The sequence below is a fragment of the Rhizobium sp. SVR5-9E genome, from assembly GCF_056755095.1.
The window spans coordinates 1-14,152 of sequence record NZ_JBNDHS010000034.1; the positions used below are offsets into that span (position 1 = coordinate 1).

A 14,152-nucleotide genomic window follows, 5' to 3' on the forward strand; every position below is an offset into this window, starting at 1 on the left:
TATTCGATGCACCACCCGTGAACCGTACGGTTCCGGTTCTCGTCCCCATGCCGGCGCCGAAGGCATACTCCTACTCCGTACCCGAAGGCATGGCGGTCGAACCCGGCTCGGTCGTGCAAGTGCCGCTCGGGCCGCGGCAGGTGATCGGCGTCGTCTGGGACGGCGGCGACGAAGGGGTCGATCCGAAGAAGCTCCGGCCGATCACGCATGTCTTCGATTGCCCGCCGCTCACGAAGGAAATGCGGGATTTCATCGACTGGGTTGCGGCATATACGCTGTCGCCGCCCGGCCTTGTCGCCCGAATGGCGCTTCGTGCTCCAAATGCGTTTGAGCCGGAGCCTATGGTGGAGGGGTTGCGCTTCGCCGGCGGCGAGCCGGAACGCATGACGCCTGCGCGAGCGCGGGTGCTCGAGACGGCAGCGGACGGCATTTCCTGGACGCGGTCGGGCCTTGCGCACGCGGCTGGCGTTTCGCTCAGCGTCGTGGATGGTCTCGTCAGCCACGGCTTGTTCGAGGCGATCTTCCTGCCACCGCCGCCCGTGGTCGCAAAACCAGATCCGGATTTTGCGCCGTCGCGCCTGGAAGGGCCGCAAAAGGCTGCAGCCGAAGAGATTCTGACCGAGGTCAGAAAGGGTGAATTTGCGGTTTCGCTAATCGACGGCGTCACGGGCTCGGGCAAGACCGAGGTCTATTTCGAGGCCATAGCCGAGACACTGAGACAAGGAAGGCAGGTGTTGATCCTGCTGCCCGAAATCGCGCTGACAGCGAGTTTCCTCGAGCGCTTTCAGGACCGCTTTGGCGCAAAGCCGGCCGAATGGCACTCCGATCTTGCGCCGCGCATGCGCGAAAAGGTCTGGCGACAGGCAGTCACCGGCGAGGTCCGGGTCGTTGCCGGGGCAAGATCAGCCCTGTTTCTGCCGTTCGAAGACCTGGGCCTCATCATCGTCGACGAGGAGCACGATCCGGCCTACAAGCAGGAAGACCGCGTCTACTACAATGCACGCGACATGGCTGTCGTGCGCGGGCGGATCGGCGATTTCCCGGTCGTTCTGGTGTCGGCGACGCCCTCCGTCGAAAGCCAGGTGAACGGCCAGAGCGGACGCTATAGCACCATTCATCTGCCGACACGTTTTGGTGACGCGGCGTTGCCGGATCTGCACCTCGTCGACATGCGGCGGCATGCTCCGGAAAGGGGTGGCTTTCTCTCGCCTGTCTTGATCCGGGCGATTGGCAAGACCATCGAGAAGAAAGAACAGGCGCTGCTCTTCCTCAATCGTCGCGGCTACGCGCCGCTGACGCTCTGCCGCGTTTGCGGCCATCGTTTCCAGTGCCCGCAATGTTCGAGCTGGCTCGTCGAGCACCGTTTCCGCAGCCAGCTCCAATGCCATCAGTGCGGCCATACGGAGCGGACACCCGAGGCCTGCCCGGAATGCGGAACGCTCGATCATCTCGTCGCCTGCGGGCCGGGAGTCGAGCGCATTGCTGAAGAGGTCGAGCGGCATTTCCCCGAGGCACGAACGATCGTGCTTTCCTCCGATATCATGGGTGGCGTCAAGCGCCTGCGTCTGGAGCTTGATGCGATTGCCAAGGGCGAAGCCGATATCGTCATCGGCACGCAGCTCGTCGCCAAGGGGCATAACTTTCCGCTCATGACCCTAGTCGGCATCGTCGACGCCGATCTCGGTCTTGCCAACGGCGATCCGCGTGCAGCGGAAAGAACCTTCCAGCTTCTTTCCCAAGTGACGGGCCGTGCAGGGCGAACAGGTCTGAAGAGCCATGGGTTGTTGCAGACCTACCAACCGCAGCATCCCGTCATGCAGGCGATTGTCTCCGGTGACGCGGGCGCGTTCTATGAACGCGAGATCTCCGAGCGGGAACGCGCAATTCTGCCGCCTTTCGGACGGCTCGCTTCGATCATCGTTTCCGCTGAAACCCGGCATGATGCGGAAAACCACGCTCGTGGCGTGCGCAATGCCGCCCCGCAGGTCTCCGGCATTTCGGTCCTCGGACCGGCTGAAGCGCCGCTCGCTCTCGTCCGCGGCCGCTACCGCTTCCGCCTGCTCGTTCACGGACGGCGGAATTCCGACATGCAAGCTTTTCTGCGAACCATGCTCGCCCAGGCGCCGAAAGAGCGTGGCTCGGTGCATGTCCAGCTCGACATCGATCCGCAGAGCTTCCTGTGAACGACACTAGCGCCTTACGACGACGGAAGGCCGGCCCGTCGCCCAATCATTCAACTTGCCGCGATGTCTTGCCACCGTTTCCTAACCGCTGGCTTCGTGCCATAAGTCGCCCCAATCATTCAGTGATTTGGGGCTGATTCATGGAGTTTTATTTTCCGGAGACCTTTGGCGAGCAGCTCGCTTTCTGCGCCGCCGCATTCACGGCTCTCGCCGGTTTCGTGATCATGTTCGCACCCGGCTATGCGATGCGGCTTTTCGGTCTGCAGCCTCGCGGCGAGCGTCGGGATGGGTTCGCCGAGCAGCGCTCCATCGGCGGCTTCTATCTCGGCTTCGGCCTTTCGGCGATCATGCTGGCGCAGGACTTCATCTACATGGCGCTCGGCGCGGCTTTCGCGATGGCGGCATTCGCCCGGGTCGTCTCCCTCCTTTCCGATAAGGGGAGTACCGCGCTCAACTATTTACTTTTGGTTGTGCAAGTCGCTCTTGCGGCACTGCCGCTCGGATATTCCTTCGGCTTCTTCGTAACGTAGATTACGACGCTCCGGGCCGTTTGCTCGCGGCGATTTGGGCCATTTTTCGATTTTCCGGTAGAAAATCATTCGAAAGGCACATTCGGACGTTACGCGTGTTGCGAGTCCCGATATCCTATGTTAGACGGACCCCGAATTTCGAAAGAGGTGAGAGGCTTCTCTTGCGCTTTCCGGGGGAAATCAAAAGCGAATTCAAGTGCATGGGCCGATTTACGCCCGTGGCAGGATTCTTGAACTGAAATAGGGGAATTTGTGCCCGTGGCAGACACGTCCCAGCTTACTTCTGGTGTTGCAGAACGCTATGCCTCGTCGCTGTTCGAACTGGCGCTTGAGGAAGGTGCCGTCGAGAGCGTCACGAGGGATCTCGACCGTTTCCAGGCGATGCTGGACGAGAGCGATGATTTGAAGCGCTTCGTTTCAAGCCCTGTCTTTTCGTCCGACGACCAGCTGAAGGCGATCGTTGCCCTCAACGAGAAAGCCGGCTTCGGCGGCTTCTTCGCCAATTTCCTGAAGGTCCTGGCGCGCAACCGCCGCCTCTTTGCCCTTCCGGGCATCATCAGGGCTTTCCGCATCATCGCTGCCAACCAACGCGGCGAAATTTCTGCCGAGGTCACCTCGGCCCATGCGCTCACTCCAGCGCAGGAAACCGAATTGAAGGCGGCGCTAAAGGGCGTCACCGGCAAAGACGTGGCGATTGCCGTCACGGTTGATCCGTCAATTCTTGGTGGTCTGATCGTGAAGGTCGGGTCCCGTCAGATTGATACGTCGCTTCGCACCAAACTTTCTACCCTCAAGCTTGCATTGAAAGAGGTTGGCTGATGGACATCCGCGCCGCGGAAATTTCCGCAATTCTCAAAGATCAAATCAAAAATTTCGGTAAAGAGGCAGAAGTCTCGGAAGTCGGCCAGGTGCTTTCTGTCGGTGACGGTATTGCTCGCGTTTACGGTCTGGACAATGTTCAGGCGGGCGAAATGGTCGAGTTTCCGGGCGGCGTCCGCGGCATGGCGCTGAACCTCGAGTCTGACAACGTCGGTGTTGTTATCTTCGGTTCGGACCGTGACATCAAGGAAGGCGACGTCGTCAAGCGGACCGGCGCCATCGTCGACGTTCCGGTTGGTCCGGAGCTGCTCGGCCGCGTCGTCGACGCTCTTGGCAATCCGATTGACGGCAAGGGCCCGATCAATGCGACACGCCGCTCGCGCGTTGACATCAAGGCTCCTGGCATTATTCCGCGCAAGTCGGTTCATGAGCCGATGTCGACCGGTCTCAAGGCCATCGACGCACTCATCCCGGTCGGCCGCGGCCAGCGCGAACTGGTCATCGGCGACCGCCAGACCGGCAAAACCGCGATCATCCTCGACACGATCCTGAACCAGAAGGCCATCCACGACTCCGGTCCAGAGGGTGAGAAGCTTTACTGCGTCTACGTTGCCGTCGGCCAGAAGCGCTCCACGGTTGCCCAGTTCGTCAAGGTTCTCGAAGAGCGCGGCGCCCTGAAGTATTCGATCATCGTTGCCGCAACGGCTTCCGATCCGGCTCCGATGCAGTATCTCGCGCCGTTTGCCGGCTGCACCATGGGCGAATATTTCCGCGACAACGGCCAGCATGCCTTGATCGGCTACGACGACCTGTCCAAGCAGGCTGTTTCCTACCGTCAGATGTCGCTGCTGCTGCGCCGTCCGCCGGGCCGCGAAGCCTATCCGGGCGACGTCTTCTATCTGCACTCGCGTCTCCTCGAGCGCGCTGCAAAGATGAGCGACGCGGCTGGCGCCGGTTCGCTGACTGCTCTGCCGGTCATCGAAACGCAGGGCAACGACGTTTCGGCGTTTATCCCGACCAACGTGATTTCGATCACCGACGGCCAGATCTTCCTCGAGACCGACCTGTTCTATCAGGGCATCCGTCCGGCTGTTAACGTCGGTCTGTCGGTTTCGCGCGTCGGCTCCGCCGCACAGATCAAGGCGATGAAGCAGGTTGCCGGCTCGATCAAGGGCGAGCTCGCCCAGTATCGCGAAATGGCCGCCTTCGCCCAGTTCGGTTCGGACCTCGATGCTGCGACACAGCGCCTGCTGAACCGTGGTGCCCGCCTGACCGAGCTCCTGAAGCAGCCGCAGTTCTCGCCGCTGAAGACGGAAGAGCAGGTCGCGGTTATCTTCGCCGGCGTCAACGGCTACCTCGACAAGCTTCCGGTCGCTCAGGTCGGCAAGTTCGAACAGGCTCTGCTGTCGTATCTCCGCTCTGAAGGCTCGGCCATCCTCGACACGATTCGGACGGAAAAGGCGATCAGCGACGACACCCGGAGCAAGCTCACCGCTGCTCTCGATACGTTCGCGAAGTCTTTTGCCTGATCGAACTCAATTAGGACGGACAACGGATGCCTTCACTTAAGGATCTGAAAAACCGGATTGCCTCGGTCAAGGCGACGCAGAAGATCACCAAGGCGATGAAAATGGTCGCCGCGGCAAAGCTTCGGCGTGCGCAGGAGGCGGCCGAGGCCGCTCGGCCTTATTCGGAGCGCATGGCGGCGGTTCTTTCGAACATCGCTAGCGCGGTTACCGATGCCGATGATGCACCCGCACTCATGACCGGTACTGGCAAGGATCAGGTTCATCTGCTCGTTGTCTGCACCGCCGAGCGTGGCCTCTGCGGCGCTTTCAATTCGCAGATCGCGCGTTTCGCGCGCGATCATACTCGCAAGCTCGTTGCCGAAGGCAAGACCGTCAAGATCTTTACCGTCGGCAAGAAGGGCTACGACATTCTTCGCCGCGAATTTTCCTCGCTCATCGTCGAGCGCAAGGAACTTCGTGACGTGAAGCGCGTCGGGTTCGAGAATGCCGACCAGATCGGCAAGCGTGTCATCGAGATGTTCGAAGCCGGCGAGTTCGACGTTTGCACGTTGTTCTACTCCCAGTTCAAATCGGTCATTTCGCAGATTCCAACGGCTCAACAGCTGATCCCGGCTTCCGCCCCGACTGGCGTCGTCGAGGATGCTGAACATGCGGGCGCGGTTTACGAATACGAGCCGGATCCGGCATCGATTCTGAGCGAATTGATCCCGCGCAACATCTCGGTCCAGATTTTCCGGGCGCTCCTTGAGAACGTCGCCGGCGAAATGGGCGCCAAGATGAGCGCCATGGACAACGCGACACGCAATGCCGGTGAGATGATCAACAAATTGACGCTCAGCTACAACCGCCAGCGTCAGGCTCAGATCACCAAGGAACTCATTGAAATCATTTCGGGCGCCGAAGCGCTCTGAGGCTAGAGAAAGAGGGTAAGAAAATGGCTAGGGCAGCTACCCCGAAGGCGGCAGCGAAGACCGCCGCTATGAAGACCGCCACAGGCTCTGTCGGCAAGGTCACACAGGTTATCGGCGCCGTCGTCGACGTTGCTTTCGAGGGCGAACTGCCGGCGATTTTGAACGCGCTCGAAACGACCAATGCCGGCCACCGCCTGGTTCTCGAAGTCGCTCAGCACCTCGGTGAGAACGAAGTCCGCACGATCGCCATGGACTCGACCGAAGGTCTCGTACGCGGTCAGCAGGTCGCCGATACCGGCGCTCCGATCTCCGTTCCGGTCGGTCCGGAAACGCTCGGCCGCATCATGAACGTCATCGGCGAGCCGGTCGACGAAGCCGGTCCGCTGGTCACGGCTACGAAGCGCGCGATCCATCAGGATGCGCCGGCTTACGTGGATCAGTCGACGGAAGCGCAGATCCTCGTCACCGGCATCAAGGTCGTTGACCTTCTGGCGCCTTACGCCAAGGGCGGCAAGATCGGCCTCTTCGGCGGTGCAGGCGTCGGCAAGACCGTTCTCATCATGGAACTGATCAACAACGTCGCCAAGGCGCACGGTGGTTACTCGGTATTTGCAGGCGTGGGCGAACGTACCCGCGAAGGCAATGACCTCTACCACGAAATGATCGAATCCGGCGTGAACAAGCACGGCGGCGGCGAAGGCTCGAAGGCAGCGCTCGTTTACGGCCAGATGAACGAACCGCCGGGCGCCCGCGCACGTGTGGCTCTGACCGGTCTGACGGTTGCGGAAAACTTCCGTGACCAGGGCCAGGACGTGCTGTTCTTCGTCGACAACATCTTCCGCTTCACCCAGGCCGGCTCGGAAGTGTCGGCTCTGCTCGGCCGTATTCCTTCGGCCGTCGGGTATCAGCCGACGCTCGCAACGGACATGGGCCAGATGCAGGAGCGTATTACGACCACGACGACCGGCTCGATCACCTCGGTTCAGGCGATTTACGTTCCGGCCGACGACTTGACCGACCCGGCTCCGGCAACCTCGTTCGCGCACCTGGACGCAACGACGGTTCTGTCGCGTTCGATCGCTGAAAAGGGTATCTACCCGGCTGTCGACCCGCTCGACTCCACCTCGCGCATGCTCGACCCGATGGTGGTCGGCGAAGAACACTACGAGATCGCTCGTAAAGTCCAGTCGACGCTGCAGCGCTACAAGTCCCTGCAGGACATCATCGCGATCCTGGGCATGGACGAGCTCTCCGAAGAGGACAAGCTGTCCGTTGCCCGCGCCCGCAAGATCGAGCGCTTCCTGTCGCAGCCGTTCTTCGTTGCGGAAGTCTTCACCGGCTCGCCGGGCAAGCTGGTTGCTCTCGAAGACACGATCAAGGGCTTCAAGGGTCTCGTCAACGGCGAGTATGACGACCTTCCGGAAGCAGCCTTCTACATGGTCGGCTCGATCGAGGAAGCCATCGAGAAGGCCAAGAAGCTCTCCGCAGCCGCTTGATGAACGAAGCTGATCACGAGGTTTTCTGCTGCGACTCCCTGAGGGAAGTCGTGGCAGAACTTCCCGCTCCAGCAGCGCCGACCGTTTACAGGGCGGACAACGGCGTGCTGATGATGGTGGTGGGCTTGGTCCAGACTGAGGAAGGTCTCGGATATCTCGATCAGGCAATACTGCATTGCCCGTTCTGCGGGACCAAACTGCAAGATGCAAAAGCCATAGCCGAGAAGGTGAATCACTGATGGCTGACAATTTCAATTTTGAACTCGTATCTCCGGAGCGCATACTTCTGTCGGAGATGGTGACGGAAGTTGTCATTCCGGCAACCGAGGGCGACATGACCGTTATGGCGCACCACGCCCCGACGATGACGACCATCAAGCCGGGCATCGTCAGCGTGCGCTCCCGCGACGGCTCCAAGCAGGACTACGTCGTTTTCGGTGGCTTCGCGGACATTCTGCCGACAGGCTGCACGCTGCTTGCGGAATCTGCCGTTGCGATCGAGGATTTGCGCAAGGACGAGCTCACCCGCCGCATCGAGACCGTGAAGGCGGAACTCGAGGACGCCCTCTCCGAGGAACACAGGTCGAGGCTCGAGCATCTGATCATGGAACTCTCGCATCTGCGCGGCGTCGTAGAGGAGTAATCTCAATCACCGGAAGTGACCGGAGCGGCCTTAACAGGCCGCTTTTTTTCGCGGTAATGTCTGCTCAACGCGGAAGAGCCTTGGCCCTGAGAAGCACCGGCCGTTCGATAAAAACATAGCTGAATGTCGCTACGGCGAACACGAGTGCTGTAGCCACGAGCGACCAGAGCAGCCATCCGAAAAGCAGGTCGCCGCCGAGCGGACCGAATGCCGAGGGAAAGATCGCTTTCATCGCTGAAATGATCGGATCTTGCCAGAGGTAGATGCCGAACGAGATCTTTGCGATAAAGCCGATCGCGCGATGATCGAGAACATCGCCAAGCCGAAGCGAGTGCGCCAGCGCAACAAGCGTCAGCGCGACAGCGGCCGGAAAAAGCGGGAAGTCATAGGGTATGCCAAGCCAGCCGTAGGCCTCCCATGTCCCGCCGGAAGCAGAGGCGAGGGCAGTGGCGGCGCCTGCCATTCCCAGAGAGGCGAGAACGTCGAAGAAAGCTGCTTTCCGTCGCGGCAGCATTGTCTCGATGCCCGATGCGAGGACGCCAAGCGCGAATATCGAGAAAAAGCCGATCGGATTGTAGCGCGGCATCCATTCCTTCGCTCCGCCCAGCATTCCGAACGCCCAGCCGCGTCGCAGGTCGTCCGGCTGCAGGTTGTTGACGATCAGCCAGTGCACGGCAAGAACCGCGGCAATGACACCAAGCCAGAGGAGACGCGTGGCGAAGCGCGGCAGCGCGCGGCCAAGGCGATAAAGTGCAAACATGCCTAGCGGCAGCAGCACGTAGCAGGTCGCCTCGAACGGAATGGACCAAAGCGGTCCGTTTCCCTCGACAGGAAAGAAGGTTCGCCAATGCCACTGGCTCATCAGCAGAAAGCCGGCGGCAAAACGAATGGCAAGGTCGGCCGTCAGCGGATGTCCGAACAGCGTGACGCTCAAAATGAAGCCGGCGGTCAGCGCCACCCAGAAGCCCGGCAGGATGCGAGCTGCCCGGCGCACCACATAGGTCTTCATGTCCGGCATCGGGCGCCGCCCATCCAGCGCAGACCAGAAGGGCCGTGCCAGGAGGTAGCCGCTCAGGACGAAGAAGATCGCCACGCCAAAATTGCCGAAGCGGGCAACGACCAGAGCTGATTGGACGCCAGGGTTCACCTGGCTGATGTCTATCCGCAAGACGAGGTGGTGAACGAGCACCAGCAAGCAGGCGGCTGCGCGCATCGCATCCGGGCCGGCCAGCCTTCCGTCTCTCTGCATCAGCGCCTCGCCTGTCTGGTTCGCATCAGGCCTAGGCCATGATAACGGACGGAACAAGGGGCAGAGCACGCTTCACTTACGCTGCGGCGGCACGTGTCAGCATGTAGCTATCCAGAGCGGCAGCCTCGTCCTTTGCCAGATATAGCCCTTTCTTGGATCGTCGCCACAGGACGTCTTCGGCGGTGATGGCCCATTCGTGCTGGACGAGATAGCCGACCTCGGCCTCGTAGAGATCGGATCCGAAGCAGCGGCCGAGGTCTCCAAGCGACTTCGCCTGCCCGAGCAGCACGCTGGCCCGGGTGCCGTAGCGGCGCGTCAGACGGCGGGCATGCGGATCGGCCAGGAACGGATAGGCCGCCTTGAGCGTTGCGACCTGCGCCTCGTAGCCCTGCACCGGAAAGTCGCCGCCCGGCAGATGGCTGTTGGCCGTCCACGGGCTAGCCTTTTCGCCGATCGCCGCGCCGATCTTTTCCAGCGCATGTTCCGACAGCCGCCGGTAGGTGGTCAGCTTGCCGCCGAAGACGTTGAGCAGCGGTGCGGCACCGGCCTCGCCCTCCACCTTCAGCACATAGTCGCGTGTCGCCTCCTGCGCCTTCGAGGCGCCGTCGTCATAGAGCGGCCGCACCGCCGAATAGCTCCAGACGATATCTTCCGGCTTCACCGGTTCGTTGAAATATTCGCTGGCGGCGGCGCACAGATAGCCGGTCTCCTCGTCGGAGATCCGGACAGCCTGCGGATCGCCGCCATAGTCGCGATCGGTGGTGCCGATCAGCGTGAAATCCTCCTCGTAGGGAATGGCGAAGATGATGCGGTTGTCGGGGTTCTGGAAGAAATAGGCGCGCGGCCCCTCGAACTTCTTCCGGACGACGATGTGGCTGCCCTGCACGAGGCGCACATGCCGGGCCTCGTTCTGGCCGAAAGCGGCGCGCAGCAGCTGATCGACCCAGGGGCCGGCGGCATTGACCAGCATGCGGGCCCGATGGCGGCGGTTCTCGCCGGTCAGCATGTTCACGCTGTCGATCTCCCACAGGCCGTTCTCGCGGCGGGCCGAGACCACCTTGGTGCGCGGCATAATCAGCGCCCCGCGGTCGGCGGCATCGCGGGCATTCAGCACCACCAGCCGGGCATCGTCGACCCAGCCGTCGGAATATTCGAAGGCCTTGGCAAACACCGGCTTCAGCGGCTTGCCGGCCGGGTCGCGGCGAAGGTCAAGCACCGCCGTCGGCGGCAACAGCCGGCGGCCGCCGAGATGGTCGTAGAGGAACAGCCCGAGACGGATCAGCCAGGCCGGCCGGATGCCGCCCGTCTGGTAGGGCAGCACGAAGCGCAGCGGCCAGATGATGTGCGGCGCCATCGCCCACAAGACCTCGCGCTCCATCAGCGATTCGCGCACCAGCCGGAACTCGTAATGCTCGAGATAGCGCAGCCCGCCATGGATCAGCTTGGTCGCCCCCGACGAGGTCCCCGAGGCGAAATCGCCCATCTCCGCCAAGGCCACCGAATAGCCGCGCCCCGCCGCATCCCGCGCGATCCCGCAGCCGTTGATCCCGCCCCCGATCACGAATAGGTCGAAGATCTCGCTGTCCACAATTGTTCTCCAAGGCTAACGCCGTAAAACGAAAGTGAAATAGCGCCTAAAATGAAATAAATCGAATGTCAAACGAACATTTTATGACCACGTCTTTCCTGCGGTCTCGATGAGATTGATGCCGCTTTCCGAACAGATCTTCCTCAGCGGTTCAACGTCGCAGTCGTCGGTAACGAAAGTGTGGACCTGGGACAGATGGCCGATGCGCACGGGGGCGGTGCGATCGAATTTCGTCGAGTCGGCAACGAGAACAACGTGGCGCGCATTCGCCATGATGGCCTGCGCGACCTTCACTTCGCGGAAATCGAAATCAAGAAGCGCTCCGTCCGGATCGATTGCGGAAGCGCCGATGACAGCGTAATCGACCTTGAATTGCCGGATGAAATCAACGGCCGCTTCACCGACGATACCGCCGTCCGAATGACGTACGACGCCGCCGGCAATGACCACCTCGATGGAGGGAAACATTCGCAATCGATTGGCGACATTGATGTTATTGGTGATCACCATCAATTCCCGGTGATCAACCAGCGCCTCCCCCACGGCTTCCGTCGTCGTCCCGATATTGATGAAGAGCGAGACGTTGTTCGGAATGAGTTCAGCCGTCGCGCGGCCGATCGCGAGCTTCTCGGCAGCAGCGATCGAGCGGCGTGCTTCGTATTTCACGTTTGCCGTCCCGGCCGGAAAGATCGCTCCGCCATGAATGCGCGTCAGCACACGCCCGTCACACAGGTCGTTCAGATCCTTGCGGATGGTCTGCGGCGTGACGGAAAAGCGCGCTGCAAGGTCTTCGACCAGCACGCGGCCTTCCGCCTTGGCGATATCGAGGATTTCCGTCTGGCGCCCGGACAGAAACATGGCTTCGCCTCCCTTTCTTTCGTTTGGCCGGATCATATGTTAAAGCGAAAATTGCGCAATCGGCGACTGGCTGCCGAGGCCCGGAGGATCCAGGGGTGTTTCATCCCAAGCTGTTTGAAAATCGCAATGTTGTCGTAACCGGCGCCGGCCGCGGCATCGGTCTTGAAGTTGCTCGACAGTTCCTGGATTGCGGTGCCCATGTTCTGGTTCACACCGGACGGGACGGGGAGCGAGAGTTGCCGGATTTCCTGCTGACTGCGGAACAGGAGCGACGCGCCATTCTCGTCGCAGGCGATTTTCTGGCGCCGGGCGGCACGGCCGCTTTCGCTGCGAAAGCAATGGATAAGTTCGGCGCCGTGCACGTACTCGTCAACAATGCCGGCACGATGGTTGGCCGGTTTCCGGCTGCAGAGTTGACGGACGAGGAATACCATACGGTCGTAAAGCTCAACCAGACATCCGTGGTGGAGCTCACCCGCGCGCTTCTGCCGGCGTTGCGGGCAGCCCACGGTGCGGCGATCGTCAACACGGTTTCCATCTCGGCGCTGACCGGCGGCAGTCCTGGCTCGGCAATCTATTCCGCCTCGAAGGCTTTCGTCTCCACCTATTCCAAGGCGCTCGCACGTGAACTCGCGCCAGATGGCATCCGGGTCAATTGCGTATCGCCGGGTACCATCGAAACCGATTTTCACGAGCGCTATTCATCGCGCGAGAAGCTGGAGCAGACCCGCAAGACGATCCCGCTTCAACGCCTCGGCATAGCGGAGGATTGCGCACCCGCCTACCTCTTCCTGGCTGCGCCATCGCTTTCCGGTTACATCACCGGGCAGGTGCTCGAGGTCAACGGCGGCCAGCTTATCTGCTGATTTGCTTGGACTTTTTTTGGCATTTCACCAATTAGGCCCAACGTCGAGGTGCGGATGTGATATCGCTCTCGTTTATCTGGGGTTAACATATTAGAGAGTCATAATGCCGAAGACTGAGCCGGGGGGGACCGGTCAGGAACTGCAAAAGCTTGCCGCCAAGGCCATTGAGGCGAGCGACCTGCTCAAAGCGATGGCGCATCAAACCAGGCTTCTCATTCTTTGCATTCTCGCCAAGGAAGAAAAAACGGTTAGTCAAATCGAAGCATTGCTTGGCGTGCAGCAAGCCATGGTGTCGCAGCAGCTCGCGCGGCTTCGCATGGAAGGCCTGGTGAATACGCGCCGGGCGGGCCGGCTCGTGTATTACAGTATCGGCAATCCCAAGGTGACGACTTTTCTCGATTCGCTATTCGGGATGCTAGATATGTCGGACGCTGGCTGACCTGTTCTTGCGATTGTTGACGGCTAAGGCCAAAGATGGCTTGCTCCGAAGTCGGTGGGAGGCCAGATGCTCGACAAGCTTGAATTCTTCATCGCCCTTGCCAACGAAAAGCACTTCGGCCGTGCCGCCGAAGAGTGCGGCATATCGCAGCCGACGCTGTCGGCCGCCATTCGGCAACTCGAAGACCAGCTCGGCGTCATGCTGGTACAGCGAGGCTCACGCTTTCAGGGCCTGACCCCTGAAGGCCAGCGTGTGCTTGAGTGGGCTCGCCGCATCGTTGGCGACACCCGCACCATGCGCGAGGAGATGCGCGCGGCCCGCAAGGGCCTCTCCGGCCATCTGCGGATCGCCTCCATCCCGACGGCGCTTGCCATGCTGCCGAGGATCACTACGCCTTTTCAGGAGCGGCATCCGGACGTCACCTTCTCGATCGTCTCGCGCAATTCGCTGCAGGTGTTGAGCATGCTCGAAAATCTCGAGATCGATGCCGGCGTCACCTATCTTGAAAACGAGCCGCTGGGGCGCGTGACGACCGTGCCTCTCTATGCTGAGCGCTATAATCTCATCACGGCCGCAGGCAGTCCGCTTTCCGATCGCGAAACCGTGACATGGCACGAAGTCGGCAATCTTCGGCTTTGCCTATTGACTGCGGACATGCAGAACCGCCGCATCATCAATCGGCATCTATCCGAAGCCGGTGCGACCGCACATCCGTCCCTGGAATCGGGATCGATGATCGTGCTTTTCTCGCATGTGCGCACCGGGCGCTGGGCGAGCATCATGCCGCGGAATGTGGCCGAATCCTTCGGCTTCCCGGCGGAAATCCGCATGATCCCGATCGTCGAGCCAGAGGCCGATCATCTGGTCGGTCTGGTGGCGACGCATCGTGAGCCGTTCACGCCGCTCGTCTCCGCGCTGTTGCATGAGGCGCGGATACTCGCAGAAAGCGAAGATCTTCGATAGAAAAATCCTATCAAGCAACGGGACGGCTTTATTGATTACCTGCATGTTCCCTGAGAAACTTCCTCCACGATGTCATAC

14 protein-coding genes are annotated in these 14,152 nt (G+C 60.9%); 11 read left to right on the top strand and 3 right to left on the bottom strand.

Translation table 11 applies throughout. The features are described from left to right. The 8 genes from ACPYOJ_RS16655 to ACPYOJ_RS16690 all read left to right on the top strand — a co-directional run. A partial coding sequence (locus ACPYOJ_RS16655) for a primosomal protein N' (RefSeq protein WP_481417261.1) occupies nt 1-2,183 on the top strand: 2,183 nt, incomplete at its 5' end. Between the two features lie 140 nt (nt 2,184-2,323). Next, on the top strand, nt 2,324-2,713 hold the full coding sequence (locus tag ACPYOJ_RS16660) for an AGROH133_08824 family phage infection protein (RefSeq protein ID WP_481417262.1): 390 nt from the start codon (nt 2,324-2,326) through the stop codon (nt 2,711-2,713). Between the two features lie 252 nt (nt 2,714-2,965). Continuing rightward, nucleotides 2,966-3,532: a F0F1 ATP synthase subunit delta gene (locus ACPYOJ_RS16665; RefSeq protein ID WP_168832686.1), complete on the top strand. Its 567-nt coding sequence runs from the start codon at nt 2,966-2,968 to the stop codon at nt 3,530-3,532. Then, nucleotides 3,532-5,061: a F0F1 ATP synthase subunit alpha gene (gene atpA / locus ACPYOJ_RS16670; protein WP_481417263.1), complete on the top strand. Its 1,530-nt coding sequence runs from the start codon at nt 3,532-3,534 to the stop codon at nt 5,059-5,061. Before ACPYOJ_RS16665 ends, atpA begins: the two co-directional genes overlap by 1 nt. Nucleotides 5,062-5,087: 26 nt before the next feature. After that, nucleotides 5,088-5,972 carry a F0F1 ATP synthase subunit gamma gene (locus tag ACPYOJ_RS16675; RefSeq protein WP_168832684.1) on the top strand — a complete coding sequence of 295 codons (885 nt, stop codon included), beginning with the start codon at nt 5,088-5,090 and terminating at the stop codon, nt 5,970-5,972. A gap of 23 nt (nt 5,973-5,995) precedes the next feature. Beyond that, on the top strand, nt 5,996-7,468 hold the full coding sequence (gene atpD, locus ACPYOJ_RS16680; protein ID WP_168832683.1) for a F0F1 ATP synthase subunit beta: 1,473 nt from the start codon (nt 5,996-5,998) through the stop codon (nt 7,466-7,468). Continuing rightward, a complete protein-coding gene (locus ACPYOJ_RS16685; protein WP_168832682.1) occupies nt 7,468-7,707 on the top strand; it encodes a hypothetical protein in 240 nt (79 codons plus the stop codon). Before atpD ends, ACPYOJ_RS16685 begins: the two co-directional genes overlap by 1 nt. Then, complete coding sequence (locus ACPYOJ_RS16690) at nt 7,707-8,111, top strand: F0F1 ATP synthase subunit epsilon (protein WP_168832681.1); 405 nt, start codon at nt 7,707-7,709, stop codon at nt 8,109-8,111. Before ACPYOJ_RS16685 ends, ACPYOJ_RS16690 begins: the two co-directional genes overlap by 1 nt. 64 nt (nt 8,112-8,175) lie before the next feature. Here the strand turns inward: ACPYOJ_RS16690 and ACPYOJ_RS16695 are convergent, their stop codons facing one another. The 3 genes from ACPYOJ_RS16695 to ACPYOJ_RS16705 form a co-directional block, all read right to left on the bottom strand. Then, the gene (locus ACPYOJ_RS16695; RefSeq protein ID WP_481417264.1) at nt 8,176-9,360 is read right to left on the bottom strand and encodes an acyltransferase family protein; all 1,185 of its coding nucleotides are present in this window, start codon (nt 9,358-9,360) and stop codon (nt 8,176-8,178) included. Nucleotides 9,361-9,436: 76 nt separating this feature from the next. Beyond that, the gene (glpD, locus tag ACPYOJ_RS16700) at nt 9,437-10,948 is read right to left on the bottom strand and encodes a glycerol-3-phosphate dehydrogenase (RefSeq protein ID WP_481417265.1); all 1,512 of its coding nucleotides are present in this window, start codon (nt 10,946-10,948) and stop codon (nt 9,437-9,439) included. Nucleotides 10,949-11,029: 81 nt separating this feature from the next. After that, nucleotides 11,030-11,806: a DeoR/GlpR family DNA-binding transcription regulator gene (locus ACPYOJ_RS16705; protein ID WP_481417266.1), complete on the bottom strand. Its 777-nt coding sequence runs from the start codon at nt 11,804-11,806 to the stop codon at nt 11,030-11,032. A gap of 95 nt (nt 11,807-11,901) precedes the next feature. Here ACPYOJ_RS16705 and ACPYOJ_RS16710 point away from each other — a divergent pair, with 95 nt between their 5' ends. The 3 genes from ACPYOJ_RS16710 (at nt 11,902) to ACPYOJ_RS16720 (ending at nt 14,074) form a co-directional block, all read left to right on the top strand. Then, nucleotides 11,902-12,672 (top strand): SDR family NAD(P)-dependent oxidoreductase, encoded by a 771-nt coding sequence (locus ACPYOJ_RS16710; RefSeq protein ID WP_481417267.1) that lies wholly within the window; start codon nt 11,902-11,904, stop codon nt 12,670-12,672. A gap of 103 nt (nt 12,673-12,775) precedes the next feature. Next, entirely contained in the window at nt 12,776-13,111 is a 336-nt protein-coding gene (locus ACPYOJ_RS16715; protein WP_168832676.1) for an ArsR/SmtB family transcription factor, read from the top strand. A 66-nt stretch (nt 13,112-13,177) separates the two neighbouring features. Further along, nucleotides 13,178-14,074, top strand: a complete 897-nt coding sequence (locus ACPYOJ_RS16720) for a LysR family transcriptional regulator (RefSeq protein ID WP_168832675.1) — start codon at nt 13,178-13,180, stop codon at nt 14,072-14,074. The last annotated feature ends 78 nt before the right edge of the window (nt 14,075-14,152 follow it).

Excerpts from the sequence above, each read along its gene's own strand:
- ACPYOJ_RS16660 (WP_481417262.1), top strand. The coding sequence starts at position 2,324 with ATGGAGTTTTATTTTCCGGAGACCTTTGGCGAGCAGCTCGCTTTCTGC.
- atpA (WP_481417263.1), top strand. The coding sequence starts at position 3,532 with ATGGACATCCGCGCCGCGGAAATTTCCGCAATTCTCAAAGATCAAATC.
- ACPYOJ_RS16675 (WP_168832684.1), top strand. The coding sequence starts at position 5,088 with ATGCCTTCACTTAAGGATCTGAAAAACCGGATTGCCTCGGTCAAGGCG.
- atpD (WP_168832683.1), top strand. The coding sequence starts at position 5,996 with ATGGCTAGGGCAGCTACCCCGAAGGCGGCAGCGAAGACCGCCGCTATG.
- ACPYOJ_RS16685 (WP_168832682.1), top strand. The coding sequence starts at position 7,468 with ATGAACGAAGCTGATCACGAGGTTTTCTGCTGCGACTCCCTGAGGGAA.
- ACPYOJ_RS16690 (WP_168832681.1), top strand. The coding sequence starts at position 7,707 with ATGGCTGACAATTTCAATTTTGAACTCGTATCTCCGGAGCGCATACTT.
- ACPYOJ_RS16695 (WP_481417264.1), bottom strand. The coding sequence starts at position 9,360 with ATGCAGAGAGACGGAAGGCTGGCCGGCCCGGATGCGATGCGCGCAGCC.
- ACPYOJ_RS16705 (WP_481417266.1), bottom strand. The coding sequence starts at position 11,806 with ATGTTTCTGTCCGGGCGCCAGACGGAAATCCTCGATATCGCCAAGGCG.
- ACPYOJ_RS16715 (WP_168832676.1), top strand. The coding sequence starts at position 12,776 with ATGCCGAAGACTGAGCCGGGGGGGACCGGTCAGGAACTGCAAAAGCTT.
- ACPYOJ_RS16720 (WP_168832675.1), top strand. The coding sequence starts at position 13,178 with ATGCTCGACAAGCTTGAATTCTTCATCGCCCTTGCCAACGAAAAGCAC.